A 22,358-nucleotide genomic window follows, 5' to 3' on the forward strand; every position below is an offset into this window, starting at 1 on the left:
TGCAGGTATTAAACCAGAACTGGCGGAAGGAGCCATGGGCCCCGGTGTTGTCGGGATTGAAATAAAAACTGGACAGGGACCAGTACTGATCCATGATCGGATCCCGCTGGACCTGAAAACAGGTCTGCCGCACCAGCGGCATGACGGCGTTATTGAGCCGGGCCATTTCAGCGTTCAGCCAGCCGCTGCTCACCAGGGGCCGGGCCGAAGCATAACCGTAAAGATTGTTGGAGCCGATCACGAATCGCCGTAACTGCTGACGGGACGTGCCCCAGTGATCAAACTCCGCCCTCAACACCAGACCGTAAATCCGCAAGGGGTATTCGGCGGAAAGCCCGGTTTTCATGGCCTCCCAGTTGATGTCCCACTGAGTTTCAGGATAATGGGTGGCCAGGTAGGACCCGAAGTTCTGCCAGGGGGCGTTGGTGGACTGCAGATAGGCGGATGTGCCCAGATCGAGGGTGCCGGAGCCGGTGCCCATGTAACGGTCATGAATCCGGTCGACCCGGTTGGTATTGGTCATGTAGGGGTTATCGGTCCCGGTACCCGTGTAACTTGCATTAATTTGACTCCCCCCACCCCTCGGGCCGGCGCGGTCTTGCGGACCGAAAACCATGGTGTAGTTGGAGTCCATGGAGGCCATGTCCCCCAGTTCGGCCACCGAGCGGGGGTAGTCCCCCATTTTGAGGGCACCGACTTCTCCGTATGCTTCCAGGTAAATATCGCTGGCAAACCGGACCACGGTAACGGAGGTGGTGGAGCTGTAATAGTTCGGGTCGCTGATGGCCAGTTCACACATTTTGCCGCCTTCCAGCTCACCCATTTCATGATTGGTCATGACGTCCATACCGGCCATACCGGGTAACGGCATAAATGTCGCCAGCAGCAACAGGAGCATTATCCGAAAGGTCATCTCTAGCCGGACCTTGAATCCGAAACGAATCATCTCCCGCCATCGTACAGCGTGATCGATCATAATCAAGCACCTGAATTTGTATCCGCGAACAGTGTTTATGAATTATGGTTGCCGAATCGCGAAAAAATGTCAAGGAGAAATTTTGGTTAAGTGATCAAGTAACTTGAAGGTTCTTGAATTCACCTGACACTTATGCGATGTATAACCCCGTAGCCACTTAACACTTAACACTTAACCACTTAACACTTAATGTCCTCTTGCATGCACGCGATCATCGAACCTCTGGCGCCCGGGAAAGAGCGGTGGCGGATACCGGTCGTCTTTATTGCCCTGGGTCTGTTGTGTCTGGCCGTCTACGGCAATACCCTCCGGGCCCCCTTTGTTTTTGACGACATCCTCAACATCCCGAAAAATCCTCATATCCGGGTACGGGACCTGTCCCTGTCCTTCCTGGCCGACGTTTTCCGGAGCCGCTCCATCACCCGCCCGATTCCCGTGCTGTCCTTCGCCCTGAATTATTATTTTCACGGCTACCAGGTTTCCGGCTATCATGCGGTCAACTGGCTCATTCATCTGATCAACGGGCTGCTGGTTTATCTTCTGACCCGGCAGACCCTGGCATTGCTGAAAAAAGAAATTCCGGCGGCGCCTTTTCTGACCGCCGCCCTGTGGCTGGTCAATCCGGTTCACACCCAGTCGGTCACCTACATTATCCAGCGGATGACCTCCCTGTCCGCCCTGTTTTACCTCGCCGCTCTGGTCATGTACATCCGGGCCAGAACGGTTTCACCGGACGCCGGGCGCCCCAGGGCCGTCGCGTTTCTGTGGCTGATCGGCAGCGGGGTATCGGGAATATGCGCCCTGGCCTCCAAGGAAAGCGCCATCACCCTGCCGCTGATGATTTTCCTCTATGAATGGTTTTTTATCCGCGATCTGGAAGCCGGTTTCATCCGCAGACAGGCCACGACCCTGTTTGCCATGGCGGCCGCCCTCACCGTCCTTGTCTTCATCTACCTCAAAGGCGACCCGGTCACGGCCATCCTGGCCACCTATGAGAAGAAGCCCTTTACCATGGGGGAGCGCCTGCTGACCCAGCCCCGGGTGATCGTTCATTATATTTCCCTGCTGCTGCTGCCCCTGCCGGAACGACTGACCGTCGATCACTGGGTGACGGTTTCCACGGCCCTGACCCGTCCCGCCACCACCCTGCCCGCGCTGGTTCTGCTGCCGCTGGCCGTTATCGCCGCCGTCCGCAAGGCCCGCGGCAACCGCCTGTTCTCTTTTGCCATCCTGTGGTTTCTGGGGGTCCTGGCGGTGGAATCGTCCGTCATTGGCCTGGCCATGCTGGTCGAGCACCGCACCTATCTTCCTTCGGTTTTTCCGTTCATGGCCATGGTCTGCGTTCTCATGCAACGCATCGCCCCCCGTCGGCTGGCCATGGCAACGATCGTTCTGCTGATCGCCGTTTGCGGGTTCTGGACCCGGCAGCGGAACGGGGTCTGGACCGACGACGTCCGCCTCTGGCAGGACGCCATTGAAAAGTCGCCCGCCAGTTTCATCGCCTACAACAACCTGGGCATGGCCCTCGGCAAACAATGCCGGAACGAAGAAGGGATCACCGCCTGTCTTCGATCCATCGCCCTTTCCCCGCCCAAAGTCAACACGGCTGACGCCTATAACAATATCGCCAGAATGTATGATGCCCTGGGCGACACCGAAAAGGCCATTGAATACGGCCAGCGGGCCGTCCAGATCAATCCGAACCTGGCGGAAGCGCACATGAACCTGGGCAGCGCCCTGCTGGCGTCAAATCGTCTGGACGAGGCCGTCACCCACCTGGAGACCTCGGTCCGTCTGTCCCCATGGCTGACACCCGCCTATCCCCTGCTGGCCCGGGCCGGTTACCAGAAAGACGGAAACATCAACCGGGCCATGGATCTCTGCCGCCGGGCCCTGGCGGTGGATCCCGATTTCGCCGACGCCGAAGTCATGCTGGGCGCCCTGCTGCAGCATGGGGGGAATCCGCACCAGGGGCTGTTTCACCTGAAACGGGTGCTCGACCGGTTACCGTCCCATCCCCAGGCCAATTTAAACGCCGGCATCGCCTTAAACCGGCTGAACCGGCCGGAAGAGGCCGTCGCCTGTCTCACCCGGGCCGCGGAAGCCCTGCCGAAAATGGCCCTGGCCCGGGCCGAACTGGGATCGGGGCTGCTGGCCGCCAACCGCCTGGATGAGGCCCGGACGGAGCTGACCCGGTCTCTGGATCTGTCACCGGACGATCCCGCGGTTCTGGCAAAACTGGCCCTGATCAGCGAAAAAAAACAGCAATGGAACGAAGCCGTCTACTACTACCGCAGGGCTTTGTCGGTCGTTCCCGACACCCCGGAACTGCTCAACCAGCTGGCGGTAGCACTGGCCAACGGCCAGGCATTCAATGAAGCCGCCGGGATCCTGGAAAAACTGGAAAAACTGCTGCCCGAAGCCCCGACGGTGTCATTCAACCTGGCCTGCCTGTATGCCCGGCAGAACCAGACCGACAGGGCCCTGGGTCAACTGGAAAAGGCGATGGAAAAAGGATACCATGATATTAAGGCGTTGCGGACGGATCCGGATCTGGAATCGATCCGCGGCACGCCTCGCTTTCAACAGATGATGAATAACCTGAAAGACACCCCATGACCCCCGGCCATTCCGACAGCGCCATGGTTTTCCGGAAAGCGGCTCCGGCCGTTTTTCTGATGATTTACGCCATCGGCGCGCTGGTCTACGGCAATTCTCTTACGGCGCCGTTTTATTGCGATGACCTCTCCCTGATCAGCGAAAATCCCCATATCCGCCTGACCCGGCTAACCAAAGAGCAACTCACTGATGCCATAAGGAACAACCCCGCGGGCAGGATCCTGCCCCTAATGACTTTTGCCGCCAATTACTACCTGCATCAATATCGGGAAAGCGGTTACCATCTGACCAATCTTCTTCTGCATGTATTTAACGGCTGGCTGGTTTTCTGTCTGGCCTGGCAGACCTTTCGCCTGACGGGAAGCAAGCCCTTTTTCCCGTCTCTGGTGACCGCTATGCTCTGGCTGGTCCAGCCCGCGCATACCCAGTCCGTAACCTATATTGTCCAGCGCATGAACGCCATGGCCGTCCTGTTCTACCTCCTGGCCATGATCTGCTATGTCCGGGCCCGAACCCGTCAGGAGCGGGACGCCCGCAAAGGCGTCACCGCCCTGTGGTTTTCCGGCTGCTGCCTGGCCGGGCTGGCCGGCCTGATGTCCAAGCAGATTGTCGCCACCCTGCCGGCATTTATCTTCCTGTATGAGTGGTTTTTTTTCCGGAACCTGGACAGCGGCTGGCTGCGGCGGCGTTGGCGGTGGCCGCTTCTGGCGATCCTGTTGTGCGTTTTCTTCGCCGGCATCTATCTGGGCGGCCACCCCCTGGCGCGGATAGCGGACACCTATCAAGGCAAACCGTTCACCCCCGGACAGCGCCTGCTGACCCAGCCGTCGGTTCTGGTCTATTATCTGTCTTTGCTGTTCTATCCCCATCCGGACCGGCTGACCCTGAACTATGATTTCCCCATCTCCCGTGCTGTCACCGACCCGGTGACAACCGCGCTGGCCCTGGCGGCCCTGGCGGCCCTGGTCGTCCTGGCCGTAAAAACGGCCCGGCGACAGCGGCTGCTGTCATTTGCCGTTTTCTGGTATCTGGGGTCCCTGGCGGTCGAGTCTTCCCTGATCGGTCTGGCCATGGCTTTCGAACACCGCCTGTATCTTCCCTCAATCTTCCCGGCCATGGCCGCGGCCGCCCTCCTGATCCGGCTCGTCCGGTCCAGGGGGGTGGCGATCATTCTGGCCGGTGGGATCATCATTGCCGGCGGGTACTGGACGTACCAGCGGAACATCACCTGGCAGGACCGGGTCTCCTTCTGGCGAGACGGCTGCATGAAGTCGCCGCGGCTGGTCTCCCCCCGGAATGACTACGGACTGGCCCTGGCCGAAGCCGGGGAGGTGGAAAAGGCCAGGGACGAGTATGAAAAAGCCCTGGCTCTCCCCCATGGCGAAAAAGGGCCGGTTCACTACAACCGGGGGTTGCTCTCCTATCAATCCGGAGATATGGCGGCGGCGGAAAACGAATTCCGGCAGGCCATTTCATTGCAGCCGGATTTCGCCGGAGCCCTGACAAGCATGGGTATCATCGCGACCGAAAAGGGAAGCCCGGTGGAAGCCTTGCCGCTGCTGGAAACCGCCGTTCGCCTTTGCCCGAGCGATTCCGAAGCTCATAACGCCCTGGGCAGGGCCTATTATCAGGCCGGTCAGGTGGAACCGGCCATCCGCCACGGCCGCCGGGCACTGGAACTGGACCCGGGAAACGCCGCCGCAGCAAACAATCTTGGGGCCATCTTCCTGGGGACCGGCGATGCCGGGGAAGCCCTGCCCCACTTGAAAAGAGCCCTGGAGCTGTCGCCCGACCTGGCGGAAACCAATATTAATATCGGCATCGCTTACGACAAGCTGAACGACCCCGTGACGGCGGCGTTTCATCTTTTCCGGGCGGTCTACCTGGCGCCGGACGCTCCGGTCGCCCGCGCCGAACTCGGTCTTTTCCTGGTGCGGCAGGAAAAATACCAGGACGCGAGGACGCACCTGGAAAAGGCCCTGGCCCTGCGGCCCGATTTTTCCAAGGCGCGGCTGGCCCTGTCGGCGGCTCTGGCCGGACAGGGCCTGACGGACGAGGCCGTTGCCCAGTGCCGGAAAGTCCTCGCCGACCACCCGGAACATGCCGGTGCCAGCCAACAAATGAGAGCGCTTACGACCAGATCCGGTGAAAAGGCCGATGAATAGGCGCTGCCCCCACTCCAACCTGCTGCATCACCCGCTGGCCGCGGCGGGTATAGTGGTTCTGGTTGCCCTGGCGGTCTATGGCCATACGCTGTCGGCGCCGTTCGTGTTTGACGATGACGGTATTATTGCCGACAACCCCCAGATCATGGTCAGCGGCCTTACCTGGCAGGCGTTGACCAATTTATTTGAAGGCCCTTCCGCCCGCCGCCCCCTGGCCAAACTGACGTTTCTACTGAACTACGCTCTACACCGCCTGGATGTCACCGGTTACCGCCTCGTCAATCTTGCTCTCCATATTGTCAACGCCCTGCTGGTATATTATCTGACGCGGCTTACTCTGGGCATGATGCATCAGAACACGCGATCGACACCGCTGCTGGCCTGCCTTCTCTGGCTGGCGCTGCCGCCGCACATTCAATCCGTCACCTATATCGTCAAACGCATGAACCTGCTGGCCACGGTGTTCTACCTGCTGGCACTGATATGCTATATTCAGGGGCGGATCCGTCTGGGCATGAACGCCGGCAAAAAAAAAGCGGCCATCCTGTTTTCCGGATGCGCCCTGTGCGGATTGGTCGGCCTGACCGCCAGGGAAACGATCGTCGCCCTGCCGGCATTCCTCTTTCTGTATGAATGGTACTTCTTCCGGAACCTGGACGCCGCCTGGTTGAAAAAACGTTTCCCCTGGCTGTTGATCATCGGAATTTTATGCGGGTTTCTTGCCGTTGTCTGTCTTGGCGGCCACCCCCTGGAACGGATAGCCGAGACGTACCGGGACAAGCCGTTCACCCCCGGCCAGCGGTTGCTGACCCAGCCGCGGGTGGTCATCTACTTTGTGTCATTGCTGCTCTACCCCCATCCGGACCGGCTGACCCTGGATTACGACTTTCCTCTGTCGCTGTCGCTGATGGACCCGCTTCCCACGATAGCGGCCCTGGCAGCCCTGGCCGGGCTGATCGTCCTGGCAATAGCCGCGGCCCGGGAACACCCGCTGCCGTCGTTCGCCATTTTCTGGTTTCTGGGCAACCTGGCTATCGAGTCCTCGTTCATCGGCCTGCCCCTCATCTTCGAACACCGCACCTACCTGCCGTCGATATTTCCGGTCATGGCCGTTGTCGCGTCGGCAGCCGCTCATATCCGGCCCGCCAGAACAGGGGTTTTTGTCCTGACGGCAGCGATCTGCCTGTGCGGCCTGTGGACCTGGCAGCGAAATGGCGTGTGGCTGACCCATATCGATCTCTGGCGGGACAGTGTCAAAAAAGCGCCGGGAAACGCCAGGGCCTGCCATAACCTCGGTCTGGCGCTGGAACGTTCCGGTGATTACCCCCAGGCCATCCAATGGTTTCGCAGAAGCCTGGACCTGGCCGGCCGCCGGTTGGAAAAAGGGTCCCCGGCAATCGCCCAGATCAACAACAGCCTCGGCGCGGCGCTGCTGGAAACAGGAGCTTATCAGGAGGCCATCACAAGCCTGCGGACGGCCTTAAGCGTTCAGACGGAAAGCTTCGCGGCCGAGGGGCTGGATACCGCTGAAATTCACAATAACCTGGGGGTGGCTTATCTCCGGACCGGCGATGTGGACCTGGCCCTGTCCCATGCCCGCCAGGCGTTGGAAATGAGGATTTCAGGGGCCGGAGCGGACAGCATGGAGGCCGCCGAGTCGCTGAACAATCTGGGACTGGTTTACGAGCGCCAGAGGGATTATAATCGGGCCGCGGCCTGTTTTCAGGAAGCGCTGCGGGTGTTTCGTCATAAAGCGGGGGATGAAGACAACCGCACGGCCACCGCCTGGAATAATCTGGGGATGGTGGCCCTGCGCCAGAACGACGTACCCCGGGCACTCGCCTGTTTCAACCAGGCCCTGGCCATCCGGCTCCGGCTCCTGGGGCCCCGGCATCCTTCTTCCGCGGAAATTGATTACAACCTGGGCCTGGCCTGCCTGGCCCGGGGCGACGCCGGTCTGGCGGCAACCCATTTCCGACAGGCCCTGACCGTTTTCCGGGACCGGTTCGGCGACGGCCATCCCGCCACCCGGACCGTCCTGGAAAGGTTATCCGGCCTGGAACCGGCCGCCGGCCCGGAATCGGAGGAAACGGCCCATGACGATTAGTCAAAAGCCTTTCCGGGTCATGATCAGCCTGGCGGGTTTCATCGTTCTTGCCGTAATGGCCGCGGGGATTTACGCCAATTCTTTCCCGGCCTCGTTCGTATTCGACGATTACGGGCTGATCGTCGACAATCCCCAGATCCGGATGAAGGGCGTCACGGCGGAAGCGTTCAGGGATTTGTGCCGGCCGCCATGCAACCGTATCCTGGCTATGGCCTCTTTTGCGCTCAATTACGCCGTTCACGGGCTTAACGCCCACGGATACCGCCTGGTCAACCTGCTCATTCACGTGATCACCGCCTGGCTGATCTTTCGCCTGACCCGGCAAACCCTCCGCCGCTCCGGAACGGAAAGCGACCTGGCGGCTTTTTTCACCGCCTTAATCTGGCTGGTCATACCGATCCATACCCAGTCCGTAACCTACATCGTCCAGCGCATGAACGCTCTGGCGGCCCTGTTCTACCTTCTTTCTCTGTCATGTTATGTTCAGGCCAGAGAATCCCGGGTCAGCGGTGCCGGAGGAGGAAAGGTCGCCGCCGGCTTTGTCGGCTGCCTCCTGGCCGGCGTGCTCGGCCTGGTTTCCAAGGAAACGGTCGCCACCCTGCCGGCGTTTCTTTTTCTGTATGAATGGTTTTTCTTTCAGAATCTGGACCGGAAATGGCTGAAAAAGCATCTTCCCCGCCTGGGCATGGTCATCCTGGTGTGCGGCCTGATCGCCTTCTTCTATCTCGGAGGGCATCCGCTGGAAAGGATCGCCGCGACATATCAGGACCAGCCGTTCACGCCGGTGCAACGGTTACTCACCGAGCCGGCGGTGATCGCCTACTATCTGTCCCTGCTGGTTTACCCGCACCCGAACCGGCTGATTTTAGACTATGATTTCCCCCAGGCCCGGGCGCTGACCGATCCGGCCACCACCCTGCTGTCACTGGCGGCCCTGGCGGCCCTGGTGATCATGGCCGTTGTCTCGGCCCGTAAGAACCGGCTCCTGTCGTTTGCCATTGCCTGGTTTTTCGGCAATCTGGCCATCGAATCATCGGTCATCGGACTGGCGCCGGTCTTCGAACATCGTCTCTATCTGCCCACGGTCATGCCGGTCATGGCCGGCGTCACCCTGATGTTACGGTACGTTCACCCCCGCCGGGCGGGAGTACTTCTCATGGCAGTCGCCATCGGTGTCGGCGGACTCTGGACCTGGCAGCGCAACCGTCACTGGCAAAACGAGTACTCACTCTGGCGGGACGGCGTCATGAAAACGCCGGCCAACCCCCGGGCCTGCCACAACCTGGCGCTGGCCCTGGACCGCGCCGGCGATTCTGCCGGAGCCATCGATTTCTACCGTCAAAGCCTGGGCCTGGCCATCAGCCGTCTGGGCGGCGGTCATCCGGAAATCGCCAATATCGGCAACAATCTCGGCGCTTCCCTGCTGAAAACCAGACGGTTCCAGGAAGCCAGGGAGTATTTTGAGCTGGCATTACGGCACGATGAAAAGGCCGGCCGGCCGGATCGAACATTGACCGTTCAGATCTTCAAAAACCTGGGCATAACGGAACAGCGTCTGGGAAACCCCGGCGCCGCTATCGGGCTCTATCAACAGGCCCTGGCCGTCTGGACTGGCGCGACCAGCCCGCCGGATGCGGATATCGCCGAAATTTACAACAACCTGGGCGTGGCCTACGGCGCCGTTGGCGATCGCCGCCAGGCGGAAGCGTGCTACCGCCGGGCGCTGATGCTGTTCCGCCTCCTTCTTGGTGAAGATCATCCCTACACCAGAACCGCCCAAGACAACCTGTCCGCCCTGGAAGTCCCGGCGGATGGTGAGCCGTAAGGAGAGGGGGGAAAGACATGATCCGCAAGGCCACCCGATCTCAAAGGGGTGTTGCCATGGCCGTCCCGGTCTTTTTCGCCCTGGCGACCATCCTGCTCTATGCCAACGTCCTCAAAGCCCCTTTTGTTCTGGATGATTTCGGGTTTTTAAACGATCCGCATCTTCTGCTGACTGAAATAACGCCGGGAAACATCGCCGACGTGACCCGGATCACCATGGAAAATATTTCCCCCCGGATCCTGCCCAGCCTGACTTTCGCCTTCAACTACCGCCTCGGCCGCCGGGACGTTACGGGTTACCACCTGTTCAACCTCCTGATCCATGCCGTCACGGCCTGGCTCGTCTTTCTGGTCTGCCGCCGCACCCTCGTCCGCTGCCGGAATTCATCCCTTGTTATCCCCGTCATGGCCGGCCTGCTGTGGCTGGTCAATCCACTTCACGTCCAGTCGGTAACCTATATCTGGCAACGCATGAACTCAATGGCCGCGCTTTTTTTCATACTCTCCCTGTACGGTTATATCCGGGCCAGGGAAACCGCCCTGTCCGCCCGCGGCAGCAGATCCGCCGGCATCGTCCTGTTCGCCTTCAGTCTTATTGCCGGCCTTCTGGCCCTGGCTTCCAAACAGAACGCCGCCACCCTCCCGGTCATGCTGGCCCTGTACGAATGGTTTTTCTTTCAGGACTTGAGCGTCGATTGGCTGAAGAAAAAACTGCCGTGGGCATGCCTGGCGGTCCTGGTCGCAGCCGGCCTGGCGCTGTTCTTCCTGGATGCCTCTCCGGTTCAGGCCATCCTGCGATCTTATGCGGACAAGCCCTTTACCATGGGCCAACGACTGCTGACCGAACCCCGGGTCATCCTTTATTATATTACCCTGCTGCTCTTTCCTTATCCGTCCCGGCTCAGCCTGGACTATGATTTTCCCCTGTCCTCTTCCCTGATTTCTCCGGCCGTCACCCTCTTGGCCGGCATTGCCCTGGCCGCGCTGTTCGCCGGCGCCGTCATCACGGCCAGACGACATCGACTCCTGTCTTTCGCCGTCATCTGGTTTCTGGCCAACCTGGTCATCGAATCATCGGTCATCGGGCTGGAACTGATGTGGGGATACCGGACTTATCTTCCGTCCATCTTCCCTTTCATGGCCCTGACCGCGTTCGTGTTTCATATCGTCAAATCCAGGCCGGCGGCCGTCTGCCTTCTAGTCGCCGCCATTATTCTGTCCGGCTTCTGGACCCGTCAGCGCAACCGGGTCTGGCAGGATGAACTGACTCTCTGGCAGGACGCCGCCGCAAAATCCCCGCACTCGGCCAGGCCCTATCATAACCTGGGTCGGGCTTATCAGGCTGGCGGGGATGACCGGAAAGCCGTCGCGGCGTACCGCCAGGCGTTGAGCATACGGCTGGACACCGTCGGCCCGGATCATTACCGGACCGGGGAAACCTGGAACGACCTGGGCGTTGCCTACGACCGCCTGGGTGACGTCGAAAACGCCGCCGACAGTTACCGCCGGGCGTTGAACATCTTAAGCCGCCGCCTGGGTCCTGCCCACCTCATGACCTCCGGGGTGTATAACAACCTCTGCGTCCTGTACGGCCGAAACGGGGATTTTGACCAGGCCGTCTACTGGTGCCGGAAAGCCCTGACCGCCCGAACAGCGGCCGTGGGCTCCAACCATCCGGAAGTGGCCGACCTGCACAACAACCTGGGCCTGGCCCTGGCCGGCGCGGGATTCATCGACCAGGCCCGGGACCACCTGGAAACCGCCCTGAATATTTACCGCCGGCATCTGGGAGAACAACACCCCCGGACCGGGCAGTGCCGGGAAAACCTTTACAACCTTTCCAATTCGATTAAAATAACTCCATGATCAGACCGATTCGCTTCCTGTCCGGAATCATTCTTGTCGCGGCCTTATGCACCGCCGCCGGCTGGTCTCTGTACGCGCCGGCACTCCGGGCGCCCTTTGTATTCGACGACATCGACAACATCGTCAACAACCCGCGCATCCGCCTGACGGCCGTCACCCCGGACGCCTTGGCCGTGGTGATGGAAAACCAGTTCGGCAACCGGCCCCTGGCCTACGCCTCCTTTGCCCTCAATTATTACATCGGCCGATATGACGTGGCCGGATACCGCCTGGTCAACCTGGCCATCCATATCTTCTCGGCCCTGCTGGTGTTTCTGGTCGCCCGGCTCACCCCCGGACCGGACGGTAAACAGGGGGCGGGGACGGCCTTTCTGGCCGCGGCCCTGTGGCTGGTCAACCCCGTGCATACCCAGTCGGTCACTTATATCGTCCAGCGCATGAACGCCCTGTCGGCCATGTTCGTGCTCCTGGCCATGGTCTGCTACATCACGGCCCGGCGGCTGCAGCGGCAAGGCCGGACCGGTTACCGGCCGCTGATCCTGCTGGCCGGAACCGCGCTTTCCGGCCTGTGCGGCCTGGCCGCCAAGGAGACCGCCGCCATCCTGCCGGTCCTCCTCCTGCTCTATGAATGGTTCTTTTTCCAGGACTTGAGCCGGGCCTGGCTGAAAAAGCAGCTCGCCTGGATAGGCCCGGCCGCTCTGGCCGCGGTTGTCGCCGCGCTCGTGCTGACGGCGGGGCACCCCTTTGAAAAACTGGCGGGAATGTACGCCAAACTGGATTTCACGCCAGGCCAGCGGCTGCTGACCGAGCCCGGGGTCATCCTGTATTATCTGACGCTGCTGCTGTTTCCCCACCCGGACCGGCTCAACCTGGATTACCGGTTTCCCGCAGCCGACTCCATGCTGCAGCCGGCCATTACCCTGCCGGCTATTTGCGCCCTGGCGGCCCTGGCGGCCGTCGCCGTGGTCGCGGCCGGGAAACACCGGCTTTACGCTTTTTCCGTTTTCTGGTTTCTGGCCGCCCTGGCCATCGAGTCGTCGTTTCTGGGGCTGGCCCTGATTTTTGAGCACCGCACCTACCTGCCCTCGGTTTTTCCGGCCATCGCGGCGGCCCATTTCCTGACCCGCCGGATCAAACCGGCCCCGGCCGGAGCCATAGCGATCTGCCTGCTGATCGCCCTCTGCGCCTGGGGCACATACCGGCGCAACCGGGTCTGGGCCGATCCCCTCACCTTCTGGCAGGACTGCAACACCAAAACCCCCTTCAGCCCCCGCATCCTGAACAATCTGGGAGTCGCGTTCAAGGACATTAACAAAATCGAAGCCGCCCGCCAATCCTTTCAGGAAGCACTGCGATATGATCCCGAGTGGCTCAGTGCATTGAGCAACCTGGGAACCATCCTGATGGATCAGAACCGGCCGAATGAAGCCCTGGGCCTTTTTGACAAAGCCGTCGCCATTGAACCCGAATACTATGACGGCCACTATAACCGCGGCCTCGCCCTGATGGCCATGAACAAAATTTTAACCGCTATTACGGCCTTCCGGGAAGCCCTCCGGCTCAACCCTTTTTATGAAAAGGCTCACAACAACCTGGGGGTGGCCCTGATGCGGCAGCTCAACATCGAGCAGGCCATTGTTCACCTTCATCGTGCCCTGGAACTGGATCCCTATTTTGTCAAAGCCTGGAGCAACCTGGGCATTGCCTGTTTCAAGAAAGGCATGACGGACGAAGCCAGGGCCTGTTTCAACCGGGCGCTGGACATCGATCCCTTTCATGTCGAGGCGTATAACAACTTGAAACGGATTACATATCTAATTGATACCCAGGTGGAAGAGATCTCCCGGCTGCGACAGGAACTCCTGCGGCAGCCGGACCATCCGCAGACGCATTTCCGCCTGGCGGAAACATACGAAAAAGCCGGCATGCCCGTCCCGGCCCTGGAGCATTACCTTCGCGTTCTTTCCCTGCAGCCGGACGCGGTTGACTGTTTAAGCCGACTGGGCAGCCTGTATGCCGCTCATTATCAATACCCGCAGGCCGTAACCATGTTCGAACGCATGCTGGAGTTACTGCCGGATTCAGCCAAGATTCATTACAATCTGGCCTGTGTATACTCTCTGCAGGAACAGCCGGAAAAAGCCCTTTACCATCTGCAAACCGCCCTCGAGAAGGGATACAACGACTGGAACCAGATAATGACCGACAAAGACATTGAATTTATCCGGAACACGGAGTATTTTAAAAAAATAATCGCCAACCATCAGACGAAAGAGAGGGAGTAAATGCGGGTACTGGTCACCGGCGGAGCCGGCTATATCGGGTGCCTGGTCGTGGACGAACTGCTGAAAAGCGGCCATCGGCCGGTTGTCTTGGATCTGTTCAACTGGGGGCGTGAGTCCATTGACCCCTTCGGCGATCAGATCGACGTTATTGAAGGTGACTGCCGTAATTCCCGGGACATCATCTACGCCCTGGAGGGCGTGGACGCCATCATTCATCTGGCCGGAATCGTCGGTGAATTCGCCTGCCAGAGCAACCACAAGGCCCATTTTTCCATCAATGTGGAGAGCACCCGCACCCTGATCAACTGCTGCACCGATCCGGAACTGGACCTGGTGCGGGATTTTATTTTCGCCTCCTCCTGCTCGGTTTACGGCAATGTCAAGGGGCTCTACCGGGAAGTAACGGAAGAAACGCCGACGGCGCCGCTGTCCGATTACGCTCATGCCAAGCTCCGGGCGGAACAGATTATCTTTGACCGGGCCCGGGAAATCCCTCACTTCCACCCCACGGTACTGCGACTGACCACGGTCTTCGGCTGGTCTCCCCGGCCCCGGCTGGACCTGGTCACCAACCTTTTTACCTATAAAGCATGGAAAACCGGGAAAATGACCATCTTCGGCGACGGCAAGCAATACCGCTCGCTGATCCATGTTCACGACGTCGCCCGCGCCCTGGTGCAGACGTTAAACGCCCCCCGGTTCATGCGCGACCGGAAGATCTTTCATCTGGGCGAGGAAGAGAACAACAAGACCGTCAAGGAAATCGCCGAAATCGTTCAGCAGCGCCTGCCCCGGGCCGTCATCGAGGTCAGCGAGGGCAAGCCCACCGACCGGCGCGACTACCAGATCAACTGCCAGCGGCTGAAGAACACCATCGGCTGGGAGGCCCGGTACAGCGTGGCCGACGGCATCAGCGAACTGGTGGAAAAATTCGAAAGCCTGGGTCTGGACTGGGAATCATGGAAATACCGCAACAACAATTTCAAATATATATGAAGGCTTCCGAATATGTCCGATTCCCTCATCAAAGTCGCCGAGCCGATCGTGGGCGAAGAAGAGGCCGAAGCCGTCCGGCAGGTGCTCCTGTCCGGCAACTACGTTTCCGGCGCGAAGGTAGCGGCCTTTGAAGCCGCCTTTGCCGACTATATCGGCACGACATACGCAGTGGCCGTCAGCAACGGCACCTCGGCCCTGTACATCGCCCTGGAGGCCATGGGCATCGGCCCGGGCGACGAAGTCATCGTCCCCCCCCTGACCTTTTTCGCCACGGTTTCCTCGGTGCTTTACCTGGGCGCGGTGCCGGTGTTTGCCGATCTGAATCTGGACGACCTGTGCCTCTCTCCGGCAAGCGTGCAAGACAGGATCACCCCCCGGACAAAGGCCATCCTGCCGGTGCACCTGTTCGGGGCCGCCGCCAAGATGGACCGGTTGCTGGAAATCGCCGGACGCCACGGAATTCCCGTCCTGGAAGACTGCGCCCAGGCGCACGGGACTGAATTCCGGGGCAAAAAAACGGGCAGCCTGGGTCGGGCCGGGGCTTTTTCCTTTTTCGCCACCAAACATATGACCACCGGCGAAGGCGGCATGATCACCACCAACGACCCGGATATCGTCAAAACGGCCAAAATCCTCCGCAGTCACGGCATGACCGGCCGGGACGATCATGTGCTGCTGGGCTACAACAACCGTATGACCGAAATGGAGGCAGCCATGGGGCTGGTGCAGCTCGGGAAACTCGACGAGCTGAACCGGAAACGGATCGCCAACTCGGAGTATCTGCTGGAACGGGTCAGAGAACTGGCCTGGGCACATGTTCCGGTGCCTGCACAGAACGTCAAGCACACTTATTTCTGGTGCCCGGTCATGATCCGGGAAGAATCCGGGAAAACCATCCAGGGGTTGAAGGATCACCTGAAAACAAACCGCATCGAGTTCCGGCAGCGGTATGATTCGCCTCTCTACCGGCAGCCGGTGATGAAAAAAATCGACCCCGGTTACGCCGACCTGCGGCTACCCAACGTGGAAAAGGTGGCCGGGCAGGTGATCGGCCTGCCCAACCACCCGGGTCTGACGAAAGAAATGCTGGAACGCATTGTAGCGGTGTTGCGGAAATTTTAAAGCAACCTGTTTTTTCTACTCAAACATGATGACCGTATAATGAGTCCAATCGGCACAAGACATATCATCATCGGTTGCGGCGCCCAGTGCAAATACGTTCTTGATATTTTTTCAAAAACCGGCGCGAAGGCGGAAGCGATACTGGACCCCATCGGGAAAAGGGCAGGCGGACAAATCAACGGCATACCGATCCGGCGATTTGACCCGGAGGAGATCCGTGAACTGCTGAAGGACGAAAGACGCGCCGTTATCATCGGCGTCAGCGACAATCATTTAAAAATGGAATTGTTCAATTTGCTGGCGCCGCTGGCTGAAATCGACAACGCCATCCATCCGGCCGGCGTCATCTCTTCGCTGGCCACCGTCGGCCGCGGGGTCATTATCAATGCCGGAGCGGTGATTCAGCCCTTTGCCGCCATCGGGAACGGGGTAATGGTCCATGCCGGCGTCATCGTCGAACACGACAACCGCATCGCCGATTTCGTCAACCTGGCGCCCGGTGTCACCCTGGCCGGCGGCGTTTCCGTCGGGCAGGGGGCCACGATCTATTCCGGCACAGTGGTCGCGCCCAACGTATCCATCGGCGCCGGCACGGTGGTCGGGGCCGGATCCTTAGTCCTCCAAGACCTGCCGGACAACATCGTCGCCTATGGCTCGCCGGCCAGAATCACGGAGAAGAAGATCGGATGAACGTTATCGTCACCCTGACCGCCCTGAACGAGGCCAAAAACATCGGCCGTGTTATTACGGCCATCCGGGAAAGCGGCTATGGATGCATCCTGGTGGATGACGGTTCCACCGATAACACCCGGGAGATTGCCGCCTCCCTGGGCGCAGCGGTCATCCGCCACGCGGTCAACCTCGGGCAGGGCTACGCGGTGCTGACCAGCTTCAAGGCGGCCCTGACGGAGGACTGCGACATCATCATTGAAATGGATGCCGACGGACAGCACGATCCGGCGCAGATTCCCCGGTTCATTGAAAAACTGGAAACCACCCGCGCCGATATCGTGGTCGGTTCCCGCATTCTCGGCTCAAACTACAGCACCGCCCCGTTTTTCCGCAGAACGTTTCTGCCGTATTTCACCTGGATCATCAACCGGCTCAGCGGCTATACCATGACGGATTCCATGTGCGGCTTCCGGGCCTTCCGGAAAGAATCCCTGGTCCGGGTGGCGGGGCTGCTCAACGACATGCTGGAACCCCAGTACCTGGCGGCGGAAATGTTTCTGCGTTTCGCCAGGGCCGGCCTGACCGTGGCCGAAGTTCCCATCGATCTTAAGGAACGTTCCAGCGGTATTTCGTATAAAGGACTGGCGCGCTATGGTTTTGGCGTCATTAAAGCCATCACCCGCGTGCTGGTCGACAAATCTTACCGACATTTGAGGCAGCCATGCGAATAACACCCGTAACCGTCTTTATCGCCTTTTTTGCGGTTCTTATTATTGCCGTGGTTCTCTCCAAGATCAAAAAAGAGACCATCGGTATCCGTTCCGCCGTGGTGTGGCTCTGTCTGATGAGCGGCATCGGTTTCTTCGGGCTCTTCCCTGAACTGCTGGACTGGTTCATCCGGCTGGTTCATCTGGAGGAAAGGCTGCTGTTCGTTCTGCTGTCGGCTATCTTCATCCTTCTGGCCCTGATCTTCAACCTCAGCACCCGATTCGACCGGATGGAGCGTAACTGGGCCAAAACCATTCAGGAACTGGCGCTGCTCACCTACCAGCTGGAGAAAAAGGACAAGGAAAGCAAAAAATGAACGCGGGTCTCAATAACTGCCGGATACTGCTGTTAAACCCGCGGATATCCGGAGACGTACGCTACGGTAAATTCAAATCCGTGGGAAGCTACCTGCCGCCTTACGGGCTGCTGTCCATCGCCGGTGTCCTGGAAGAAAAGGGCCATATCGTTCGCGTCATCGACGCCGATACCCAGCAGGGATTGACGCTGGACAATATCCGGAAAATCATTGTCGATTTCAAGCCGGATATCATCGGCATGACCGCATACTCGATCGCCAGACGGCAGGTGATCGATACCGCCGTCTTTATCAAAAGCATATCGCCGGCGGTCATCGTTGTCGGCGGTCCTCATGTCATCGTCTTTCCGGAAGATCTGGCCGATTGTGACAGTATCGATATCCTCGCTTACGGCGAGGGCGAGTACACCATGTCCGACATAGCCGACTATTATTTATCGCTCAAAGACATTTCACAAATAGACGGAATCTTATACCGAAAAGACGGGCAGGTCATCAAAACGAAAAACAGAGAATTTATCAGCGATCTTGATTCCCTGCCCTATCCCGCCTATCACCTGCTCGACAATCTTGAAGATTACAAGCCCATGCAGCTTCTATATAAACGGCTGCCGATGGTGACCTTTATCACGGGAAGGGGCTGCCCCTTTAATTGTATTTTCTGCAATTCCATATGGGGCAAAAAAATAAGATTGAATTCACCGGAATATATTGCCGGTTTCATAAGAAAAATGGTGCGGGATCACCATATCAGGGAAATCCTGTTTTATGAGGATACCTTCCTGATCGATAAAAAACGAATCGAAATATTATGTGACATCCTCATCAATGAAAACATAAAAATTGTCTGGTCCTGTTCGGCCAATGTCAGAACCGTGGACAAACCGATTTTATTGAAAATGAAACAGGCGGGCTGCTGGCTGATTTCTTTCGGGATCGAGAGCGGGAACAATGACGTCCTGAAATTCATTAAAAAACCGTTAACCGTGGAAGAATCCAGACAGGCCTGCCGCTGGGCGAATGAAGCAGGCCTTAAAATCAGGGGGTTCTTCATCATCGGTCATCTGGTCGATACCAGGCAGACCATACGAGATACGATTAATCTGGCCAAGTCGCTGCCCCTCTTCACGGTGAATATCTGTATTCTGCAGCTTCTGCCGGGTTCAAAGGTCCGGGAAATAGCGCACGACTATGGAGAGGTGAACTACGACCTTTCCCTGGGCACCGGTCATCCCGGCGACACCTTGAGTTTCGTGCCCAAGGGGCTGACCGTGGAATATTTACATAAAATGCAGCGCCAGGCCTATTTTGAATTTTTTGTCAGGCCCGTTCAGGTGTGGCGACTGGTCAGATCCATTGACTCCCTGGAGGATGTGAAGAAATACGTTGTGCTGCTGAGAACCTTTCTGGGGTTGTATTTATAAAAATTGATCTTCAAATATATCATCCGTATACTATTTTCCTGCCTGATACTCGTTTATATCAGCGGCAAGGTCGACTGGCGGATCATAGCCGAGATTCTCAGCCGCACCGATATGTTCTGGTATTTTCTGTCCACCGGCGTCATGCTGGTGTGCGCCTTTATCGCCACCGCTAAATTTCATCGGCTGATACGAAAAACCCATCTGTCGCTTTCGATGGCGCGCCTGATGGTCATCTTTTTCATTGGCCAGTTCTTCGCGCTGTTTCTGCCCATGGCCGTGGGGACCGAGGCGGTGCGCTGGTATAAGGTCACCCGCGGCAAGCAGGGCAAGAGTTTTTTCCTGGCCGTCACCGCCTATGAACGGATTCTGTTCGTCCTGACGATGATCGGCTTCGGCCTGATCCCGCTGCTGTTTGATCATGGGACCCCGGGGATAACCGTCCTGCGAGACCGGCTGATCCCGCTGGCACTGGGCGCCGGTACCATCCTGATGGGCGGCTGGCTGTATCTCTTCAACGCCAAAGTCCAATCCGTCACCAACCGTTTTCTCAAAAAAACATTACACCTCAAAGAGAGCAGCCGGCTTTATCTGCTAATGAATAATCTGGAGCTCAAGGACCGGTCATGGAAACTGCTGGGTCTACTGTTTTTTTTGACCGTCTGCTGGCAAATCTTCTATATCGTCCGCATCTACTTTCTGTTTTTCGCCATGGGGTTATCCTTCGGAATTGTACAGGCCGCCTGGATGGGTTCGCTGGTGCTGATGATCCAGGTGCTGCCCGTCACCTTCGCCGGCCTGGGGCTTCGCGAGGGGGCCTATGCCTACCTTTTCACGCTATACGGTCTGCCTTCGGAACAGGGCGTTGTCGTGGGGCTGCTGTTTTTCACGCAGATGCTGGTTTTCGCCTTCATCGGCGGCATTTTAAACCTGCTTGAAAAATGAAAATACGGTTTAAGTTTTAAGTTTTAAGTTTTAAGTATTAAGTATTAAGTTTTAAGCGTCCGAACCGGGCCGGGCACGGAACCAAACCGACAACTAACAATGACTTGCAGTCTTGTTAGTCAGAAGGTTTAAGGGAAAAGGGGTTGAAGGGAAGAAGCGTTTCAGGTGATAATATCCGGATGCTGAATCATCATCTAACGGTTACCCCTTCGCCGGTATCGGGCTTTGGCCGCGTGCTTCGGTTGCTGCCGGCGGTTATCATCCTGGCAGCCCTGGCCCTGGTGACATATGCCAACACCTTTACCGCGCCGTTTGTTTTTGACGACCTCCCCCATATCACGGAAAACCCCTGCATCCGGGTGAGCGAGATTACGCCGGGAGCAATGATCCGGATACTGGACAGCCGGTTAATCACCCGCCCACTGGCCAACTTCAGCCTGGCCGTCAACTTCTTCTTTCACCAATACGACGTCAGAGGATATCACGCGGTCAACCTGGCCATCCATATTATTACCGCCCTGCTGGTGATGCTGGTGGCCCGGGAAACCTTGCGGCTAGGCGGATACGATACCACCTGGACCCCGCTTCTGGCCGCGGCCCTGTGGCTGGTCAACCCTGTCCACACCCAATCGGTCACCTATATCGTCCAGCGCATGAATTCAATGGCGGCTCTGTTCTATCTGCTGGCCCTGTACCTGTATATCCGGGCGCGGATGAACGCCGGGAGTAGTCAGGGCCGGAGCATCCTGCTGTACGCCCTCTGCCTGACGGCCGCCGTCCTGGCCCTGGCCTCCAAGGAAAACGCCGCCACCCTGATAGTGGTTCTGCCGCTGTATGAATGGTTTTTCTTTTACCGCCCGGGCACCGCCCGGCCGAAGCATTGGCTCTTTGGCACAGAGCTGGCGGCCGCGTTTCTCATCGCCCTGGCCATCCTTTACCTGGGGCTAAACCCGGACATGCTTCACGGCCGATTCAACCGGCTGGGCTTTACCATGGGCCAGCGGCTGCTGACCGAAGCCGGTGTGGTCATTTATTATGTCAGCCTGATCTTTTTCCCCCATCCGGCCCGTCTCAACCTGGATCCGGACTTTCCTCTCTCGCGGGCCATGACGGCTCCCCTTTCCACATTTCCGGCCATGATTGCCCTGGGCCTGATGCTGGCGGCGGCCCTGTACGGCGCCCGGCGGCACCGCCTCTGCTCCTTTGCCGCTCTCTGGTTTCTGATCACCCTGTCCATCGAGTCGTCCGTCCTACCTCTGGCGCTGATCTATGAACACCGCACCTACCTGCCCTCGGTCTTTCCGCTGATCGCCCTGACGGCTTTCGCCGACCGGCACATCCGCCCCCAATTCGCGGCCGTCGTCCTTCTAAGCCTCTGCATCGGCGTCTGCGGCTTCTGGACATACCGGCGAAACGCGGTCTGGACGGATGCGATCCGTTTGTGGCAAGATACCGCCGCTAAATCCCCAGGCCAAGCCAGGCCTTACTGCAATATCGGGTCCGAACTGCTGCTGGCCGGAAAACCCGGAGAAGCCATCGCCCCCCTGGCCCGGGGGCTGGTGCTGGACCCTTATTACACGGACATCCACAACGCCATGGCCATCGCCTGCCATCTGACCGGCAACGACGAAAAAGCCCTGGCCCATTGCCGCGCGGCCCTTGATACCGACCCCGGCCATCTCGAAGCCCTCAACACCATGGGTTTCATCCTGCGGGAGCAGGGGAACCTGGACCAGGCCCGGGAGCGCTTCGACCGGGTGCTGGAACAAACACCGGACAACTTCGAGGCGCTCATGAATTTGGGACTGATCGAACGGGCCCGTAAAGATATTCCCGGGGCCGTGTCATGGTTCCAAAAAGCCGTTGCGATTCATCCCGCCAACGACCAGGCGCTCTATTATCTGAGCAGCAGCCTGGCGCAAAGCGGCCGGACCGATGAGGCCATCGAATACCTGCAAAAGGCACGGAAACTTTCACCAAACGATCCCGCCCTGATCTGGGAAATGGTCCTGATCTTCAGCGAGGCCGGCAATTACGGAAAAGCCGCCGAATGGATGGAAACCCTGGTCGCCTTACAGGCGGGCAACCCCAAACTTCTTTACAACCTGGCCTGCCTGTATGCCCTGCAGCACGACCGGAGCAGAGCCGTGGAGACCCTGCGAAAAGCCGTGGACGGCGGATATAACGACTGGCCGCGGCTGCGGACCGATAAAGACCTTGAAAATATCAGGGGCACAACGTATTATCAAAATTTAATTCAAAACCATTGATATCCG

Annotated in this window: 15 protein-coding genes; 14 read left to right on the forward strand and 1 reads right to left on the reverse strand. The window is 58.7% G+C overall.

The window, feature by feature from the left end; genetic code table 11:
* Positions 1 to 976 (reverse strand): hypothetical protein (locus tag AB1724_14240; GenBank protein ID MEW6078970.1); only part of this gene is annotated, 976 nt, incomplete at its 3' end.
* A 201-nt stretch (positions 977 to 1,177) separates the two neighbouring features.
* Between AB1724_14240 and AB1724_14245 the strand changes: the two genes are divergently transcribed.
* From AB1724_14245 to AB1724_14310, 14 genes are all read left to right on the forward strand, one after another.
* Positions 1,178 to 3,595, forward strand: coding sequence for a tetratricopeptide repeat protein (locus AB1724_14245; protein ID MEW6078971.1), 2,418 nt, complete (start codon positions 1,178 to 1,180; stop codon positions 3,593 to 3,595).
* Complete coding sequence (locus AB1724_14250) at positions 3,592 to 5,760, forward strand: tetratricopeptide repeat protein (protein MEW6078972.1); 2,169 nt, start codon at positions 3,592 to 3,594, stop codon at positions 5,758 to 5,760. Before AB1724_14245 ends, AB1724_14250 begins: the two co-directional genes overlap by 4 nt.
* Entirely contained in the window at positions 5,753 to 7,867 is a 2,115-nt protein-coding gene (locus AB1724_14255) for a tetratricopeptide repeat protein (protein MEW6078973.1), read from the forward strand. The genes AB1724_14250 and AB1724_14255 overlap by 8 nt, the downstream gene beginning before the upstream one ends.
* Positions 7,857 to 9,692 (forward strand): DUF6056 family protein, encoded by a 1,836-nt coding sequence (locus tag AB1724_14260; protein MEW6078974.1) that lies wholly within the window; start codon positions 7,857 to 7,859, stop codon positions 9,690 to 9,692. Before AB1724_14255 ends, AB1724_14260 begins: the two co-directional genes overlap by 11 nt.
* Before the next feature lie 17 nt (positions 9,693 to 9,709).
* Positions 9,710 to 11,557: a tetratricopeptide repeat protein gene (locus tag AB1724_14265; protein MEW6078975.1), complete on the forward strand. Its 1,848-nt coding sequence runs from the start codon at positions 9,710 to 9,712 to the stop codon at positions 11,555 to 11,557.
* Positions 11,554 to 13,842, forward strand: coding sequence for a tetratricopeptide repeat protein (locus AB1724_14270; GenBank protein ID MEW6078976.1), 2,289 nt, complete (start codon positions 11,554 to 11,556; stop codon positions 13,840 to 13,842). The genes AB1724_14265 and AB1724_14270 overlap by 4 nt, the downstream gene beginning before the upstream one ends.
* The gene (locus tag AB1724_14275; GenBank protein MEW6078977.1) at positions 13,843 to 14,838 is read left to right on the forward strand and encodes an NAD(P)-dependent oxidoreductase; all 996 of its coding nucleotides are present in this window, start codon (positions 13,843 to 13,845) and stop codon (positions 14,836 to 14,838) included.
* Positions 14,839 to 14,850: 12 nt separating this feature from the next.
* Positions 14,851 to 15,960, forward strand: a complete 1,110-nt coding sequence (locus AB1724_14280; GenBank protein ID MEW6078978.1) for a DegT/DnrJ/EryC1/StrS family aminotransferase — start codon at positions 14,851 to 14,853, stop codon at positions 15,958 to 15,960.
* A gap of 39 nt (positions 15,961 to 15,999) precedes the next feature.
* Complete coding sequence (locus AB1724_14285) at positions 16,000 to 16,650, forward strand: NeuD/PglB/VioB family sugar acetyltransferase (protein MEW6078979.1); 651 nt, start codon at positions 16,000 to 16,002, stop codon at positions 16,648 to 16,650.
* Positions 16,647 to 17,363 (forward strand): glycosyltransferase family 2 protein, encoded by a 717-nt coding sequence (locus AB1724_14290; GenBank protein MEW6078980.1) that lies wholly within the window; start codon positions 16,647 to 16,649, stop codon positions 17,361 to 17,363. Before AB1724_14285 ends, AB1724_14290 begins: the two co-directional genes overlap by 4 nt.
* Complete coding sequence (locus tag AB1724_14295; protein MEW6078981.1) at positions 17,354 to 17,716, forward strand: DUF2304 domain-containing protein; 363 nt, start codon at positions 17,354 to 17,356, stop codon at positions 17,714 to 17,716. The genes AB1724_14290 and AB1724_14295 overlap by 10 nt, the downstream gene beginning before the upstream one ends.
* On the forward strand, positions 17,713 to 19,140 hold the full coding sequence (locus AB1724_14300; GenBank protein ID MEW6078982.1) for a radical SAM protein: 1,428 nt from the start codon (positions 17,713 to 17,715) through the stop codon (positions 19,138 to 19,140). The genes AB1724_14295 and AB1724_14300 overlap by 4 nt, the downstream gene beginning before the upstream one ends.
* Before the next feature lie 3 nt (positions 19,141 to 19,143).
* The gene (locus tag AB1724_14305; GenBank protein MEW6078983.1) at positions 19,144 to 20,082 is read left to right on the forward strand and encodes a lysylphosphatidylglycerol synthase transmembrane domain-containing protein; all 939 of its coding nucleotides are present in this window, start codon (positions 19,144 to 19,146) and stop codon (positions 20,080 to 20,082) included.
* Positions 20,083 to 20,261: 179 nt separating this feature from the next.
* A complete protein-coding gene (locus AB1724_14310) occupies positions 20,262 to 22,352 on the forward strand; it encodes a tetratricopeptide repeat protein (protein MEW6078984.1) in 2,091 nt (696 codons plus the stop codon).
* Positions 22,353 to 22,358: the final 6 nt, after the last annotated feature.

Source organism: Thermodesulfobacteriota bacterium, from assembly GCA_040753795.1.
Classification (GTDB): Bacteria; Desulfobacterota; Desulfobacteria; order Desulfobacterales; family Desulfosudaceae; genus JBFMDX01.

Coding starts and splice junctions, on each gene's coding strand:
- AB1724_14245 (MEW6078971.1), top strand. CDS start 1,178: ATGCACGCGATCATCGAACCTCTGGCGCCCGGGAAAGAGCGGTGGCGG.
- AB1724_14250 (MEW6078972.1), top strand. CDS start 3,592: ATGACCCCCGGCCATTCCGACAGCGCCATGGTTTTCCGGAAAGCGGCT.
- AB1724_14255 (MEW6078973.1), top strand. CDS start 5,753: ATGAATAGGCGCTGCCCCCACTCCAACCTGCTGCATCACCCGCTGGCC.
- AB1724_14260 (MEW6078974.1), top strand. CDS start 7,857: ATGACGATTAGTCAAAAGCCTTTCCGGGTCATGATCAGCCTGGCGGGT.
- AB1724_14265 (MEW6078975.1), top strand. CDS start 9,710: ATGATCCGCAAGGCCACCCGATCTCAAAGGGGTGTTGCCATGGCCGTC.
- AB1724_14270 (MEW6078976.1), top strand. CDS start 11,554: ATGATCAGACCGATTCGCTTCCTGTCCGGAATCATTCTTGTCGCGGCC.
- AB1724_14275 (MEW6078977.1), top strand. CDS start 13,843: ATGCGGGTACTGGTCACCGGCGGAGCCGGCTATATCGGGTGCCTGGTC.
- AB1724_14280 (MEW6078978.1), top strand. CDS start 14,851: ATGTCCGATTCCCTCATCAAAGTCGCCGAGCCGATCGTGGGCGAAGAA.
- AB1724_14285 (MEW6078979.1), top strand. CDS start 16,000: ATGAGTCCAATCGGCACAAGACATATCATCATCGGTTGCGGCGCCCAG.
- AB1724_14290 (MEW6078980.1), top strand. CDS start 16,647: ATGAACGTTATCGTCACCCTGACCGCCCTGAACGAGGCCAAAAACATC.
- AB1724_14295 (MEW6078981.1), top strand. CDS start 17,354: ATGCGAATAACACCCGTAACCGTCTTTATCGCCTTTTTTGCGGTTCTT.
- AB1724_14300 (MEW6078982.1), top strand. CDS start 17,713: ATGAACGCGGGTCTCAATAACTGCCGGATACTGCTGTTAAACCCGCGG.
- AB1724_14310 (MEW6078984.1), top strand. CDS start 20,262: ATGCTGAATCATCATCTAACGGTTACCCCTTCGCCGGTATCGGGCTTT.